Source organism: Salipiger sp. 1_MG-2023 (assembly GCF_030547555.1).
Lineage (GTDB): Bacteria > Pseudomonadota > Alphaproteobacteria > Rhodobacterales > Rhodobacteraceae > Salipiger.
The window spans coordinates 44,829-59,380 of record NZ_JAUOQN010000028.1; the positions used below are offsets into that span (position 1 = coordinate 44,829).

Consider the following 14,552-nt stretch of genomic DNA (forward strand, 5'->3'; position numbering starts at 1 on the left):
GTTCGAAATGACCACAACCCGCGTCGTCATCGTCGACGATCACCCTCTTGTCGCCGAGGGCATCGAAGCGATCCTTGAAAGCTATGACGACGTCACCGTCGCCGCGACCTTGTCGAACGGGCAAGAGATGATCGACCAGCTCGACGCGCTGTCGCCCGACGTGATCCTGATGGATCTCAACATGCCGGGGCTGAGCGGGCTGTCGGCGACCGAAATGATCCTTGAACGCCGCCCCGAGACGCGCATCCTCGTGCTGTCGATGCATGACACGCCGGAATATATCTCGACCGCGCTCGGCCATGGCGCGGTGGGCTATGTGCTCAAGGATGTGCCGTCGGACGAGGTCAAGCAGGCCATCGACGCGGTGATGCGGGGCGAGCGCTACCTGTGTACCGGCGCGGAGGGGGCGCTGCGCCCGGTGATGTCGGGCGGGCGCGAACAGCTGACCAACCGCGAACAGATGGTTCTGCTGCAACTGGCGCAGGGAAAATCGAACAAGGATGTGGCGGCCGAGCTGGATATATCGGTGCGCACGGTCGAAACCCACCGCAAGAACATCAAGCGCAAGCTCGGCATCAGCTCGACCGCGGGGCTGACCCGCTACGCGCTCGAACATGGCGTGTTGCAGGGCACCGGCGTCAACGGCTGACACCCCTGCCCGGTCAGATCACCGGATCGGCAGGTTGCGCAAAGCCAAGGCCGATGTTGCTGGCCGGGATCACCATCGAATGCACATCGTCGTCATCGGCGGCAATCTCATTGGCATGCTGCCCGGCGCTGATGCACAGACCCAGCGCCATGAACGCGACCAGAAGCCCGGCCTTGAGCATGTTGAAATCCCCAAGCCTGTGCGAATGGGCGGTCTGGAAAGCCATGGTCTAGATTCCTCGTCATGCTGTGATCGGTCAAATGAACCGTTTGGTTCAATCCTGCCCCAAAGCCGTGTTTCAGGCAATTCACGTCTGCGCGTGGAGGCGGTTGGCCTGCGCCCGGCATAGGGTAACACTGCTGACCATTTCAGGATCTGGCAAATTTCTTTGCGAATATTACTCCATCACGGGATCATCTTGAAACTTTCGAAAACAAAATTCCCCAAGGTGATGGATTCGATGGTTGACGCCCGCCCGTGCCCCGCCTAAGGTCCGCCCCGCGCAACCCCGCAAGGAGTCCATCAAGGTGGCACGTCTGGTACTGATCGTAGGAACAAGGCGCATGGGCCGGTAACTCGGAACCATAATGGTTTCCCATGCGCCCCCGAAAATCCTCGGGGGCTTTTTTATTGCGCAAGACCATATGCAACGACGTCGTAAACGGAGACACGCGATGACACGTCAGATGACCGGAGCGAAAATGTTGGTTCAAGCCCTGAAGGATCAGGGTGTGGACACCGTATTCGGCTATCCCGGCGGCGCGGTACTACCGATTTACGACGAGATCTTTCAGCAAAATGACATCCAGCATGTGCTGGTGCGTCACGAGCAGGCCGCGGTGCATGCCGCCGAAGGCTACGCGCGCTCGACCGGCAAGGTCGGCGTTGCGCTGGTGACCTCGGGGCCGGGCGCGACCAACGCCGTCACCGGGCTGACCGATGCGCTGATGGATTCGATCCCGATCATCGTGCTGTCCGGTCAGGTGCCGACCTTCATGATCGGCTCCGATGCCTTTCAGGAGGCGGATACCGTCGGCATCACCCGCCCCTGCACCAAGCACAACTGGCTGGTCAAGGACACGGCGAAGCTGTCCTCGGTAATCCATCAGGCGTTCCATGTCGCCTCGTCGGGGCGTCCCGGCCCGGTGCTGGTCGACATCCCCAAGGACGTGCAGTTCGCATCGGCGGAATACACCCCCAAGCCCAAGGCGCCGGTCGGTCATTACCAGCCGCAGGTCAAGGGCGACATGGAGACGATCACCGCGCTGGTCGAGGCCATCGAGACCGCCGAAAAGCCGATCTTCTACACCGGCGGCGGCGTCATCAACTCTGGCCCCGCCGCCAGCCAGCTGCTGCGCGAGCTGGTCGAGGCAACGGGCATTCCCATCACCTCGACGCTGATGGGCCTTGGCGCCTACCCGGCATCCGGCAAGAACTGGCTGGGGATGCTTGGCATGCACGGCCTGTACGAGGCCAACATGGCGATGCATGGCTGCGATCTGCTGATCAACATCGGCGCGCGCTTCGATGACCGGATCACCGGGCGGCTGGATGCGTTCTCGCCGAACTCGAAAAAGGCGCATATCGACATCGACCCCAGCTCGATCAACAAGGTCATCAAGACCGACCTGCCGATCGTCGGCGATGTCGGCCATGTGCTCGAGGATCTTCTCAAGGTCTGGAAGGCGCGCGGGCGCAAGGTCAACCGCGAAGGCCTTGCAAAATGGTGGCGCCGGATCGAGGAATGGCAGGCGGTGAAATGCCTGACCTACAAGACCTCGGAAACGGTGATCAAACCGCAATACGCGCTGCAGCGGCTCGAGGCGCTGACCAAGGGCATGGATCGCTACATCACCACCGAGGTCGGCCAGCACCAGATGTGGGCGGCGCAGTTCCTCGGCTTCGAAGACCCGCACCGCTGGATGACCTCGGGCGGGCTGGGCACCATGGGCTACGGCTTCCCGTCGTCGATCGGCGTGCAGATGGCGCATCCCGAAAGCCTTGTGATCAACGTCGCGGGCGAGGCGTCGTGGCTGATGAACATGCAGGAAATGGGCACGGCGGTGCAGTACCGCCTGCCGGTCAAGCAGTTCATCCTGAACAACGAACGCCTCGGCATGGTGCGCCAGTGGCAGCAGCTGCTGCACGGCGAGCGCTACAGCTCGAGCTGGTCCGAAGCGCTGCCCGATTTCGTCAAGCTCGCCGAGGCGTTCGGCGCCAAGGGCATCATCTGCAAGGACCCTGCCGATCTGGACGACGCGATCATGGAGATGCTGAACCATGAGGGCCCGGTGATCTTTGACTGCCTTGTCGAGAAGCACGAAAACTGCTTCCCGATGATCCCGTCGGGAGAGCCCCACAACAAGATGCTGCTCGGCGACGCCAAAGCAACCAACGCCATCGCGGGCAAGGGGGCGGTGCTGGTCTGATCCGGCACCAGGGCCAGGGGGTTTCCAACGAAGCCCTCTGGCCGCCCTCCCCCAACAGAAGAGTGATCGAACACTCTTCGACTTCCCGATCGAAAAGGATTTCCAGATGCCCCCGCTCCACATCAAGAAGGGCTCCAACAAGCACTCCGCCTATAACCTGCGCCCGACCTTCTCGGACGTGCAGGAGGCGCATACCATCACCGTGCTTGTCGAAAACGAGCCCGGCGTTCTGGCCCGCGTCATCGGCCTGTTCTCGGGCCGCGGCTATAATATCGACAGCCTCACCGTCGCCGAGGTCGATCACGAAGGCCACCTGTCGCGCATCACCATCGTCACCACCGGCACGCCGCAGGTGATCGAGCAGATCAAGGCGCAGCTTGGCCGCATCGTGTCGGTGCGCGAAGTGCACGACCTGACCGCCGAGGGCAGCTCGGTCGAGCGGGAACTGGCGCTGATGAAGGTGACCGGCAGCGGCGAAAAGCGCGTCGAGGCGCTGCGCCTTGCGGATATCTTCCGCGCCAACGTGGTGGATTCGACACTGGAAAGCTTCATCTTCCAGCTCACCGGCGCGCCTGACAAGATCGACGCCTTCGCCGACCTGATGCGCCCGCTCGGTCTGGTGCAGGTCGCCCGGACCGGCGTCGCCGCCCTGGCCCGGGGTCACACTGGCAACTGAGCCTTCTGGCTCAGCCCGCCTGGGAGGCTCTCAGCGTCCCGGGCAGTATCTTCTGCGACGGAAAGGCAACGACATTGCCATCCGTCAGGCCCGGCCCGCGCCGCGGCGCCGGGCGCTGCGGCGTCACCTGCCGCAGCTTTTCCGCGATCTCCGGACAGTGCTGCTGTTCCAGCAGCCGCGGATTGCGCGCAAATCGCAAGTTGCGATCCTGTCTCAGATCGAATTGTATCAGGTCACCTGCATCCAGAGACACGCCGCCATGCAGGCTTGCCTCGGTGTCGGGATAAAGCGCAAGATCGCCTTGATCTTCACACCAGATGACCGCCTTCTGGTCTTGATGATCGGCCCAGAGCACCACCCCGTACATCGTCTGCGTCATATCGATCCCCATGTCGCTCCCCTGCCTTACAGAATGCGCAATTCCGGACACAGACGCAGCGGAAGAAACGTGTCTCATACTTGCTTTTTGTGTCCAAGCACGTATCAATTGTCTCTAATCCGCGTCAGGACTGACGCCAGGTAGCGTCACGCTGCAACCCAGCCACGAACGGCCTTGCGCCAGATGCCGTCAGGCCTGAAATTGGGCCTGCAAAAAGAGGGAAACGCATGGGCATATCATCGCGCATTTATCAAACTCAGCCCAGTCCGGCGGAATTGCGCGGCGTTTTTGGTGCCAACTTGCGTCAACTCGGAGAAAAAGCGCCCTCTATTTCGGCGCTCTGCCGCGATCTTGGAATCAACCGGACACAATTCAACCGCTATCTTGCCGGGGAAAGCTTTCCGCGTCCTGACGTACTGCACCGGATTTGTGAGTTTTTCGGCGTCGATGCCCGCATCCTGCTTGAGCCCGTCGATGACATCACGGCGACGCAGACCGGCGTGTTCAACCACCCGTTCATTTCGGAATTTGTCGGCGCGCAGATGACCGGGCTGACTGAAGAGCATTTCCCCTCGGGTTTCTACCGCTTCAGCCGGGCAGCCTTCAGCGACACCGACCGGTTCGTCGTCGGGCTTGTGCATGTTTCCAGAAATCAGGGCTACACGTTCCTGCGCGGCTTCGAGCCGAAAGAGGCGATGAGCATGCACAATATGCCGACCGACCCGCGCACCCGCGAATTTCGCGGCCTCGTGATGCCGCAGGCTGAAGGCGTCGCGGTCATGGTCAGCCGCCGCGATGCCGTGACAAGCACGTTCAATTACCTTGCGCGCACCTCGGCGCTCGCCAAGATCTTCTGGCTTGGCTATACCGTGCGCACCATGCCCGAAGACCCTGTCGGGCGTCGCGCGGCCCGGCTGGTCTACGAACATCTCGGCACAAATACCTCGCAAATTCTCAAGGCCGCCCGCAGCGCCGGCTACGCGAGCGAAGCCGATCTTGAACCGTTTCATCGCAAGCAGCTGCGCATCGGCCTGCCGTTTTATTGACGGCGCGCCTTCCGGTCAGGTTCCCAGCCGCGACAGGCGATCCGTGCCGCTCAGCAGCGCATAAAGGTGCCATGTCGCGTGGCCTAGCACCGGCAGCACCACGAAAAGCCCGAGAAATCCCGGCAGCATCGCCAGAAACGTCGCCGCTGCGATGAACGCAGCCCAGCTGAACATCACCATCGGGTGCGTCGCGACATATTGGAACGACGCGATCATCGCCGTGACGAAATCGATCTCGCGGTCTAGCAGCATCGGCAGCGCCAGCACCGTGATCATGTAAAGCAGGGCCGAGAACGCAGCCCCGACCGCCGTTCCCATGGCCAGCATCGTGATGCCGTTTGGCGTCAGAAAGACCGCAAGGCTGGACGAGACATTGGTCATCACCGACAGCCCCATGAACAGGGCAAAGATCATGTGACCCAGAAAGAACCAGAACAGGAACACGATCACGATCACCGCGCAGATCGACGGCAGCTGCCGTTTCGTCTGGGTCAGGATCACGCCGACGATCCTCATCCAGTCAAGCGGCCGCCCCTGCCCGAGCCTGCGGCTGATATCGTAAAAACCGACCGCCGCGAACGGCCCCAGCAACGGAAAGCCGATGGCCGCCAGCACCAGCCAGTAGGTCTGCCCGGTGATCCACGTGATCCAGCTCATGAACAGCCCCGCCACCACGTAGAAACCGGCAAAGACCAGCGCGAAGCCGGGCGCGCGCTTCCAGTCCGCCACGCCACGACGCAGCGCTTCGATCAGGGTGGAAAATGCCACCGGCGCAAGCGGGGGCACCCCCGGCTTTGCCTCAACGGCCATCCCATCCTCCTTGGTGTGACCCGTGTTGTTGTGAACAAGCTTGCATGACACATTCGAGATGACGCAAGCAAAACCTGCGCGGCGGCTGAACTGTACCGCCGTGCCGGGTGGCATCATCGCCTAGCCCATCGCGGCGGACGCCTCTCGAAGTAGCCATCGCGGCAGCGAATCAGCTTGCCAGCCTCCGTGCCCAGAGCCGTCTGCATAGGCATGCAATGGGGCCGGGCCTCCGGTGGTGCCTTGCAGAGCACGCAAGACCCTCGCCCGACTTGCGGGCCGGGCCGCGCGGGCCTATTTCTGAGCCCGCGAGGAAAGGGATAGCCGTGGCCAAGAACAAGACAAGAGGCGGCGCCGCCGACTGGCTGGCAGACCGGACCCTGCGCGCGCTGATCGCCCTGGCGCTGGCCCTGCCCCACCGGGCGCGGCTGCGGCTCATGGGGGCGGTGGTGCGCCGGGTGATCGGGCCGCTGGCGGGCTACAGGCGCCGCGCCATGGACAACCTCGCCTATGTGCACCCCGAATGGTCGGAGAAAAAGCGGCGCCGCACCGCGGACGCCGTTCTCGACAACGCGGGCCGCACGATGATCGAGAATTACGACGTGGCGGGCCTGCTTGCCCGCATGTCAGGCGCCGAAATCTCGGGCGACGGGCTGCCCGAGATCGAAGCCGCCAGAGCTGAGGGCCGCCCCATCCTGTTCGTCACCGGCCATTACGGCAATTTCGAAGCGCCGCGCGCGGCGCTGGTGGCGCGGGGCTGGAAGATCGGCGGGCTGTATCGCCCGATGGCCAACCCGTTCTTCAACGCCCATTACGCCGCCAACATGCACGCGCTCTGCGATCCGGTATTTGAACAGGGTCGGCGCGGCACCATGGGCCTGCTGCGGCACATCAAGGGCGGCGGCATGGGCGTGCTGCTGTTCGATGTCTTTTCCAGCGACGGCGTTGCGATCGACTTTCTCGGTCAGCCTGCCCCTACGTTGACCTCTGCGGCGGATATCGCGCTGCGCACCGGAGCGCTGTTCGTGCCGTTCTTCGGCATCCGCAAACCCGACGGCATCGGCTTTGACGCGGTGTTCGAAGCCCCCATTCCTCACGGCGACCCCACCGAGATGATGCGCGAGGCGACACGGCGACTTGAGGCGCGCATCCAGGCCGACCCCGGCCAATGGTTCTGGATTCATCGCCGCTGGAAACCGCGGCGGCAGGAAAAGCATCAGCGCAGGCGCGACGCCGCCAATATCGGGCCGTAAGGGTTTTCCTGAAGCATCACGACGATCGGATCGTCGCCCGTCACTTCGGTCTGAAGCTCCAGCGGCGCATCGCCGTTCCACATCCCCAGCACCTGCCAGCCATGGGCGATGTGGGTATAGGTGACCGTCCGGCCCTCGTTTTCGCCTGCGGTGATGTCGACTGTCACCTTCGGTGTATAGCGCACGAGATGCACCAGCGTGTCGGGCATCGGTCCAAGCGGGCTGGCGTGGATCTTCAGCACGTCGCCGTCGCGGGTGACGGTCAGCTTGGCCCGTGGTGCGATGGTCGATGCCTTCTGCACCGCTTCCATCACCTTCATCGGGCGTGAGCCGACCACGTCGAAACTGCCCCCGACGATCATCTGCGGGGTGTAGATCGACCGCCGCCCGGCGCTGCGGGCATAGCCTTTCTGGCGGGCGGTAAAGGCCGGATCGCCAAAGCTGTCACGCCAGCCGATGTAATCCCAGTAATCCACATGCAGCGCCAGCGCGATGACATCGTCGCGCTGCCCAAGCTCGGAGAGCACCGCATCGGCAGCGGGGCACGAGATACATCCCTGCGAGGTGAAAAGCTCGACCACGACCGGCATGTCGGTTCCTTGGCTGGAAACCTGAACATCCGTCCCGTCCTGCACAAGGCCGCTGCGTGCGGATGCCTCCGGCATCTGAGCGCCCTGCGTGACAGGGTTGACCGTAGTGGCGTGCGCGCGCGCTGCCTCTGCGCCAGAAGCGCCAAGCGCTCCGCCGTCCGGCCCCGCTGCCTGCGCCATGGCCCCAGAGGTCGCCATCAGCATCAGCAGCGCAGAAGCTAAGGTAAATCGATACATGTCCCGCAAGATGTCCTTGTCGTCCCTGTTCCGACCTACCGAACAGGGCGTTGAAAAACCAATCAAGGTTTTGCGAGAGATCCTACAGGAGTATCGTATCGTTGCACGCAGGTCGCGCCGACATCCGGCATACTATGGTACACAAGGCTGGGCAAAGGCCCTTGAAAGCGCGGCCCACCGCAACAGATACTACCTGTGAAAGACATTTCTTCTCCAGCCATACGCAAGGGAGCACATCATGCCCATTCAAGTCGGCCAGGACCTGTCCAAAACCCGCAAGACGCTGGATGTCGGCGGCAAGACCTATGCCTATTATTCGATTCCCGCTGCCGAGGCCGCGGGATTGGGCAGCTTCTCCAACCTGCCCGCCGCGCTGAAGGTGGTGCTGGAGAACATGCTGCGCTTCGAGGATGGCAAGACGGTCTCGGTGGATGACATCAAGGCGTTCTCAGACTGGGCGATGAACGGCGGCAAAGGTACGGTGGAACTGGCCTACCGCCCCGCCCGGGTGCTGATGCAGGATTTCACCGGCGTTCCGGCGGTGGTCGATCTTGCGGCGATGCGCGACGGCATCAAGGCGCTGGGGGGCGATGCGCAAAAGATCAACCCGCTGAACCCGGTCGATCTGGTGATCGACCACTCGGTGATGATCGACGAATTCGGCAACCCGCGCGCCTTCCAGATGAATGTCGACCGCGAATATGAACGCAACATGGAACGTTACGAGTTCCTGAAATGGGGCCAGACCGCGTTCAACAACTTCCGGGTGGTGCCGCCGGGCACCGGCATCTGCCATCAGGTCAACCTTGAATACCTGTCGCAGACCGTGTGGAGCGACACCGATCAGGATGGCGCAGAGGTCGCCTATCCCGACACGCTGGTCGGCACCGATTCGCATACCACCATGGTCAACGGCGCTGCGGCTCTGGGCTGGGGCGTTGGCGGCATCGAAGCCGAGGCCGCGATGCTGGGCCAGCCGATTTCCATGCTGATCCCCGAGGTCGTCGGCTTCAAACTGACCGGCGAGATGCTCGAGGGCACCACCGGCACCGACCTCGTGCTCAAGGTTGTCGAGATGCTGCGCGAAAAGGGCGTGGTCGGCAAATTCGTGGAATTCTACGGGCCGGGCCTCGACAATCTGCCGCTGGCGCAGCGCGCCACCATTGCCAATATGGCCCCCGAATACGGCGCGACCTGCGGTTTCTTCCCGATCGACGCGGAAACCATCCGCTATCTGGAACAGACCGGCCGTGACAAGGACCGCATCGCGCTGGTCGAAGCCTATGCCAAGGCCAACGGCATGTGGCGCACCCCCGATTACGAGCCGATCTATACCGACACCCTGTCGCTGGATATGACCACCATCGTGCCGGCGATTTCCGGCCCCAAGCGCCCGCAAGATTACATCACGCTGGACGCCGCCGCCCCGGCCTTTGGCAAGTTCGTCGCAGATCAGCGCTCCGGCAAGGACGCCAGCGCCAATTCCGAAGTGCGCTGGGAAGGCGAAGGCGGCGCACCCGAACCCGCGGACATTCCCGGCGACCAAGGCCACCACAACAAGGGCTGGTACCAGACCGACGATGGCGCCTATCAGCTCCACGATGGCTCTATCGTCATCGCCTCGATCACGTCCTGCACCAACACGTCGAACCCCTATGTGATGATCGGCGCGGGGCTTGTCGCCCGCAAGGCGCGCGAGCGTGGCCTGACGCGCAAGCCGTGGGTCAAGACGTCGCTGGCGCCCGGCTCGCAGGTGGTCTCCGACTATCTGCAGGCGGCGAATCTGCAAGAGGATCTGGATGCCATCGGCTTCAACCTCGTGGGCTATGGCTGCACCACCTGCATCGGCAACTCCGGCCCGCTGGAGGCCCCGATCAGCAAGGCGATCAACGATTACGATCTGATTGCCACCTCTGTGCTGTCGGGCAACCGCAACTTCGAGGGGCGCATCAGCCCGGATGTGCGCGCCAACTACCTTGCCTCGCCGCCGCTGGTGGTGGCCTATGCGCTGGTCGGCGACATGAATGTCAACATCGCCACCGATCCGCTGGGCAAGGACAAGGACGGCAACGACGTCTATCTCAAGGACATCTGGCCGTCGAACGCGGAAATCGCCGAACTGGTGGAAAAGACCGTCACCCGCGAGAGCTTCCAGACCAAATATGCCGACGTCTTCAAAGGCGATGAGAAATGGCAGGGCGTCGAGGTCAACGGCGGTGAAACCTATGACTGGCCGCCGGCCTCGACCTATGTGCAGAACCCGCCCTATTTTCAGGGCATGGGGGCCGAGCCGGGGGTGATCAGCAACATCGAAGGCGCCAAGATCCTTGCGGTTCTGGGCGACATGATCACCACCGACCACATCTCGCCCGCCGGCTCGTTCAAGGAAAGCACCCCCGCCGGGCAGTACCTGACCAGCCATCAGGTGCCGGTGCGCGAATTCAACTCGTACGGCTCGCGGCGCGGCAACCACGAGGTGATGATGCGCGGCACCTTCGCCAACATCCGCATCAAGAACGAGATGCTGGACGGGGTCGAAGGCGGTTACACGCTGGACCCGGACGGCAAGCAGACGTCGATCTACGATGCGGCGATGGCGTATCAGGAACAGGGCACGCCGCTGGTGATCTTTGGCGGCGAGCTTTACGGCGCGGGCTCGTCGCGCGACTGGGCGGCCAAGGGCACGGCGCTGCTCGGCGTCAAGGCGGTGATCGCGGAGAGCTTCGAGCGCATCCACCGCAGCAACCTTGTCGGCATGGGGGTCATCCCGTTCGAATTCACCGGTGGCGATGATCGCGAGACGCTAAAGCTGACCGGCAAGGAAACCGTGTCGATCACCGGACTGGATGATGTGAAACCGGGGCAGATGACCCCGTGCAGCATCACCTACGAGGATGGCACCAGCAAGGACATCACCCTCAAGTGCCGTATCGACACCGCGATCGAGCGCGAATACGTCGAACATGGCGGCGTGCTGCATTACGTGCTGCGCGCGCTGGCCAAGTCGTAAGCTGGCCCAGTTCTGAAATACGCAGCGGTCCGCCGGGAATTCGGCGGGCCGCTTGCTGTCAGGCGTTGGCGGGCGCTTGCAGCGATTGCGCCAGCGCCTCGATCATCAACGCGCCAAAGGCGGCGTTGGCGTGGTGTTCGTCTTCGGGGGTCTCGTGGCGGAATTCGGGGCGCATGTAGCCTTCGCTGTCGAGGCAATGCGCCGGCACATCCACCACCGCAACGCCCCTCTCTGCCAGTTCCGCCAGCATGATCTGGCGATAGAGGTCAAACATCCGCCGCACCAACGCCGGGTCCATGTGGCGCAGCGTGGCATGATCGCGAAACATCACCGGCGGCGAGAGCGCCACAACCGGCATGCCGATCCGCTTCAGCAATTCGCACAGCGCCAGTACATACCGCTGATCTTCCAGCACCACGCGCCGGAACAGCGCACGCGACACCGGCTGCCCGCCGGGAACCGCGATGTCGATGGACTGGCGCGACCAGACCATCTTGTGCATCACCCGCATCGGCCAGAGCGGCGCCGACAGCGCGATCACATCCGCCTGAAAGGCTTGCGGCGGCAAGCGGTGGAAATTGCGCCGGTAATCGGGATCGGTGATCGCGGCGTGGCTGCCCGCATCGCGAAAGAACGGCGTCGGCAGGATGTGTCCGCCGCCAAGCGGTTTGACCAGAATGTCGATGCCCGCCGGCAGCCCCGCGCGCAGCAGCGCAAGCCCCTGCGCCAAGGCGCCGGTGTGGCTGTCTCCGGTCACGAGGATCTTCATGGTTCGGCCTCACCAAAGACGGCGAGCAATTCCTCGTCGCATTTCACCCGCTCGGCGCGCTCGGCCTCGAACAGCTTGGGGATGGGCTGCTGAGGCACATCGCGCCCCTGCCCGCCCTGCGCGGCAAAGAAGGTCTTCATCACATGCGCCACGCCATGGGGCGAGACCTCGCGCTTGTCGGCCTCGTAGAAAAAGCCCTGCATGAAGGGCTGGGTGATGATCTCGTATGACGGGAAATAATCGATGAACGCATGGGCATCGTAGAGCTCTCCGGCGACGGCGCGCAGCACCGATTTCGAATAGCTCGACGCCACGGCGACCTGCGCCTGCGTTGCCGTGGCCATCAACGGCACCGGGCTGACGGTCAGGAAAATCTCGACCTTGGGGTTCAGCGCGCGCAGCTCGGCCACAAAGCTTTCCATATCGGCGCGCACCTCGACGGCGGAGAGGTTGCGAAACTGGTGCCGCGCCGGATCAAAGCGGCCGCCCGCCGTGCCCGGACACAGCGGAAAGGCGGTGCCATCTTCGGCGCTCAGCCACGCTTCGGTCAGGCCAAGCGTAAAGACAAACACCTCGGCGCGGGTGAACATGTCGAGCACGCGCGCAAGGTGGTCGCGCCGCAGCATCTCCAGCTCGACAACCGAGCCGAAGGGTTCAGGCTCGATGGTTGGGCGCAGCGGATCGACGACGCCGCCCTTGTGCTCCCACGCCGCCTCGCGCGGGGCAAAGCGCCCCTGCGCCCGGCGCAAAAGCTGCAACAGCTGGCGCGAGGTATAAACGTTGCCATAGCGCGCCGAATACATGCCGTAGCCGAAATCCACATGCGCCTCGGGCGGCACACCCTGCGGCGCCGGTTCGGCATCGATATATTCAAAACCCGTGCCGCGCAGCGCCCGCCCGATATGCTGCGCGAAACAGCTTCCGGCGGTGGCGATGGCGCGCCCCTCGAAGGTGAAGCGCGGCTGGTACCAGTCGCCGACATCCATCGGGTGGCGGCCCGGCACGGTCTGTTTCCAGAACGCGCGTGGCGGCTGGCTGCGGTAGGGATGCGACATGGCATGGCTCCTTGGCGCGATCTTAGCGGGCAGGCGAGTGCGGTCAACTCAAGCTCTGCCCAAGGCCCAAGCGCCCCTGCCACCCTCGCGGTCAAGTCTTTTCGCCATGTCGCAAATGCATGGGATCACGTCGCTCCAGAGAGGACAGCGCGCGCCTGACATGCGACGGCCTGCACAGCCCGCCAGCACAAGGACGCGCGTCATGATTCAGGTTCTGTCTTCCGTCTGGGCGCTGCTCATCGGCATTGTCTTCATTATGCTGGGCAACGGCATGCAGTTCACCCTGATCGGCCTGCGCGGCGATATCGAGGGCTTCAGCGCCTCGAGCCTTGCCTTCATTACCTCGGGCTATTTCGTAGGGTTCCTCGCTGCGGCACAACTGACGCCTCGCATGATCCGCCGGGTCGGGCATGTGCGGGTCTTTGCCGCCCTTGGAAGCTTCCTGTCGGCGGCGGTCATCGCCTTCCCGCTCATCACCGAACCCTGGGCCTGGACGCTGCTGCGCCTGCTCGTCGGCTTCTCGATGTCCGGCATCTACGTGACGGCGGAAAGCTGGCTCAACGATTCCTCGACCAACGAGACCCGGGGCAAGGTGCTGTCGGCCTACATGATCGCGCAGACGCTGGGACTGATCGGCGCGCAGGGGCTTATGACCCTCGGGGACGCGGCGACCTCGGTGCTGTTCATCGGCGCATCGATCCTGGTTTCGGTCAGCTTCGCACCGATCCTGCTGTCGGTCAGTCCGGCGCCCGCCGCCGCGCTGACCCGGCCGATGTCCCTGCCCCGGCTGTTCTCGCTGGCGCCGCTGAGCACGGTCGGCATCTTCATTCTGGGCGCGAGCTATTCGACGCTGCTTGGCATGGGGGCGGTCTTCGGCACGCAGGCAGGGCTTGATGCCAATGCGGTGGCGCTGTTCGTCGCACTGATGTTCGCCGGCGCGCTGGTGCTGCAATACCCCATCGGCTGGCTGTCCGACCGGATGGACCGGCGGGTGCTGATCACCGGCTGTTCGCTGATCGGCGCGGCGGCTTGCGCCATCGGCTGGATCGGGGCCGGCAACACTGTCCTGCTTTACGCCGCCGCCTTCGTGTCAGGCGGAGTGACGACCCCGCTCTACGCGCTGTTCCTCGCATACACCAACGATCACCTCTCGGTCGAGGAGATGCCGGCAGCATCCGGTGGCCTTATCTTCACGTTCGGCGTCGGCGCCATCGGAGGCCCGTTCCTCACCGGCTGGACGATGCAGATCCTGGGGCCCTATGCCTTCTGGCTATCGCTTGGACCGACCTATGCGCTGATCGCGCTTTACGCGCTCTGGCGCATGACCCGCCGCGAGGCCGTGGCCGTCGCCGACACCGAGAGCTACCTCGGCGTGCTTCCCTCCGCCTCGCCGGTCGCGGCGGTGGCCGCTGGCGAGTGGTCAGCGGAGCAGGCTGAGGGGGGAGAGGAGCGGGGGTGAGATGTCGCGGGAAACCTAGTCCCAGCAGACGTCATACCAGCGATCCTGCACATCCGGAAGATCCACCAAGTTGGCATGCCACGGGTCCACGGAAAAAGAAGATCTTTTTTCCCTAGGTGTCACATCCCGGCAGGTAATATGGCTGTTTCTTGAACAGCTCTGGCTTGAGTTTGTGCCAGTCCTTCATCGCGTG

13 protein-coding genes are annotated in these 14,552 nt (G+C 63.5%); 7 read left to right on the top strand and 6 right to left on the bottom strand.

All coding sequences use genetic code 11. The features are described 5' to 3' along the window. Positions 1–7: 7 nt before the first annotated feature. Complete coding sequence (locus tag Q4543_RS14140) at positions 8–649, top strand: response regulator transcription factor (protein WP_303439110.1); 642 nt, start codon at positions 8–10, stop codon at positions 647–649. A 13-nt stretch (positions 650–662) separates the two neighbouring features. On the opposite strand, the gene Q4543_RS14145 is transcribed toward Q4543_RS14140, so the two are convergent. Further along, positions 663–875 (bottom strand): hypothetical protein, encoded by a 213-nt coding sequence (locus Q4543_RS14145; protein WP_303439111.1) that lies wholly within the window; start codon positions 873–875, stop codon positions 663–665. A gap of 448 nt (positions 876–1,323) precedes the next feature. Between Q4543_RS14145 and Q4543_RS14150 the strand changes: the two genes are divergently transcribed. Together Q4543_RS14150 and ilvN are read left to right on the top strand one after the other, a co-directional pair. Further along, positions 1,324–3,078: an acetolactate synthase 3 large subunit gene (locus Q4543_RS14150; RefSeq protein ID WP_303439112.1), complete on the top strand. Its 1,755-nt coding sequence runs from the start codon at positions 1,324–1,326 to the stop codon at positions 3,076–3,078. Between the two features lie 106 nt (positions 3,079–3,184). After that, the gene (ilvN, locus tag Q4543_RS14155) at positions 3,185–3,754 is read left to right on the top strand and encodes an acetolactate synthase small subunit (RefSeq protein WP_303439113.1); all 570 of its coding nucleotides are present in this window, start codon (positions 3,185–3,187) and stop codon (positions 3,752–3,754) included. 10 nt (positions 3,755–3,764) lie between these two features. Here ilvN and Q4543_RS14160 read toward each other — a convergent pair whose 3' ends face one another. Further along, positions 3,765–4,121 (bottom strand): hypothetical protein, encoded by a 357-nt coding sequence (locus Q4543_RS14160; RefSeq protein ID WP_303439114.1) that lies wholly within the window; start codon positions 4,119–4,121, stop codon positions 3,765–3,767. 239 nt (positions 4,122–4,360) lie between these two features. Between Q4543_RS14160 and Q4543_RS14165 the strand changes: the two genes are divergently transcribed. After that, positions 4,361–5,179 carry a helix-turn-helix domain-containing protein gene (locus Q4543_RS14165; RefSeq protein WP_303439115.1) on the top strand — a complete coding sequence of 273 codons (819 nt, stop codon included), beginning with the start codon at positions 4,361–4,363 and terminating at the stop codon, positions 5,177–5,179. A gap of 15 nt (positions 5,180–5,194) precedes the next feature. On the opposite strand, the gene Q4543_RS14170 is transcribed toward Q4543_RS14165, so the two are convergent. Beyond that, a complete protein-coding gene (locus Q4543_RS14170) occupies positions 5,195–5,989 on the bottom strand; it encodes a DUF2189 domain-containing protein (RefSeq protein ID WP_303439116.1) in 795 nt (264 codons plus the stop codon). 317 nt (positions 5,990–6,306) lie between these two features. On the opposite strand from Q4543_RS14170, the gene Q4543_RS14175 reads away from it, so the two are divergent. Beyond that, entirely contained in the window at positions 6,307–7,239 is a 933-nt protein-coding gene (locus tag Q4543_RS14175) for a lysophospholipid acyltransferase family protein (RefSeq protein WP_303439125.1), read from the top strand. On the opposite strand, the gene Q4543_RS14180 is transcribed toward Q4543_RS14175, so the two are convergent. Beyond that, positions 7,203–8,066 (bottom strand): thioredoxin family protein, encoded by an 864-nt coding sequence (locus Q4543_RS14180; RefSeq protein ID WP_303439117.1) that lies wholly within the window; start codon positions 8,064–8,066, stop codon positions 7,203–7,205. The two genes, Q4543_RS14175 and Q4543_RS14180, sit on opposite strands and share 37 nt — an antisense overlap. A 238-nt stretch (positions 8,067–8,304) precedes the next feature. Between Q4543_RS14180 and acnA the strand changes: the two genes are divergently transcribed. Continuing rightward, positions 8,305–11,076, top strand: coding sequence for an aconitate hydratase AcnA (acnA, locus tag Q4543_RS14185; protein ID WP_303439118.1), 2,772 nt, complete (start codon positions 8,305–8,307; stop codon positions 11,074–11,076). Positions 11,077–11,134: 58 nt separating this feature from the next. On the opposite strand, the gene Q4543_RS14190 is transcribed toward acnA, so the two are convergent. Next, a complete protein-coding gene (locus tag Q4543_RS14190) occupies positions 11,135–11,845 on the bottom strand; it encodes a hypothetical protein (RefSeq protein ID WP_303439120.1) in 711 nt (236 codons plus the stop codon). Beyond that, entirely contained in the window at positions 11,842–12,900 is a 1,059-nt protein-coding gene (locus Q4543_RS14195; protein ID WP_303439121.1) for a GSCFA domain-containing protein, read from the bottom strand. Before Q4543_RS14195 ends, Q4543_RS14190 begins: the two co-directional genes overlap by 4 nt. A 202-nt stretch (positions 12,901–13,102) precedes the next feature. Between Q4543_RS14195 and Q4543_RS14200 the strand changes: the two genes are divergently transcribed. Further along, positions 13,103–14,359: an MFS transporter gene (locus Q4543_RS14200; RefSeq protein WP_303439122.1), complete on the top strand. Its 1,257-nt coding sequence runs from the start codon at positions 13,103–13,105 to the stop codon at positions 14,357–14,359. The last annotated feature ends 193 nt before the right edge of the window (positions 14,360–14,552 follow it).

What these genes read in the sequence shown, in the direction of transcription:
- Q4543_RS14140 (WP_303439110.1), top strand. Translation starts at nt 8, where the DNA reads ATGACCACAACCCGCGTCGTCATCGTCGACGATCACCCTCTTGTCGCC.
- Q4543_RS14145 (WP_303439111.1), bottom strand. Translation starts at nt 875, where the DNA reads ATGGCTTTCCAGACCGCCCATTCGCACAGGCTTGGGGATTTCAACATG.
- Q4543_RS14150 (WP_303439112.1), top strand. Translation starts at nt 1,324, where the DNA reads ATGACACGTCAGATGACCGGAGCGAAAATGTTGGTTCAAGCCCTGAAG.
- ilvN (WP_303439113.1), top strand. Translation starts at nt 3,185, where the DNA reads ATGCCCCCGCTCCACATCAAGAAGGGCTCCAACAAGCACTCCGCCTAT.
- Q4543_RS14160 (WP_303439114.1), bottom strand. Translation starts at nt 4,121, where the DNA reads ATGTACGGGGTGGTGCTCTGGGCCGATCATCAAGACCAGAAGGCGGTC.
- Q4543_RS14165 (WP_303439115.1), top strand. Translation starts at nt 4,361, where the DNA reads ATGGGCATATCATCGCGCATTTATCAAACTCAGCCCAGTCCGGCGGAA.
- Q4543_RS14170 (WP_303439116.1), bottom strand. Translation starts at nt 5,989, where the DNA reads ATGGCCGTTGAGGCAAAGCCGGGGGTGCCCCCGCTTGCGCCGGTGGCA.
- Q4543_RS14180 (WP_303439117.1), bottom strand. Translation starts at nt 8,066, where the DNA reads ATGTATCGATTTACCTTAGCTTCTGCGCTGCTGATGCTGATGGCGACC.
- acnA (WP_303439118.1), top strand. Translation starts at nt 8,305, where the DNA reads ATGCCCATTCAAGTCGGCCAGGACCTGTCCAAAACCCGCAAGACGCTG.
- Q4543_RS14190 (WP_303439120.1), bottom strand. Translation starts at nt 11,845, where the DNA reads ATGAAGATCCTCGTGACCGGAGACAGCCACACCGGCGCCTTGGCGCAG.
- Q4543_RS14195 (WP_303439121.1), bottom strand. Translation starts at nt 12,900, where the DNA reads ATGTCGCATCCCTACCGCAGCCAGCCGCCACGCGCGTTCTGGAAACAG.
- Q4543_RS14200 (WP_303439122.1), top strand. Translation starts at nt 13,103, where the DNA reads ATGATTCAGGTTCTGTCTTCCGTCTGGGCGCTGCTCATCGGCATTGTC.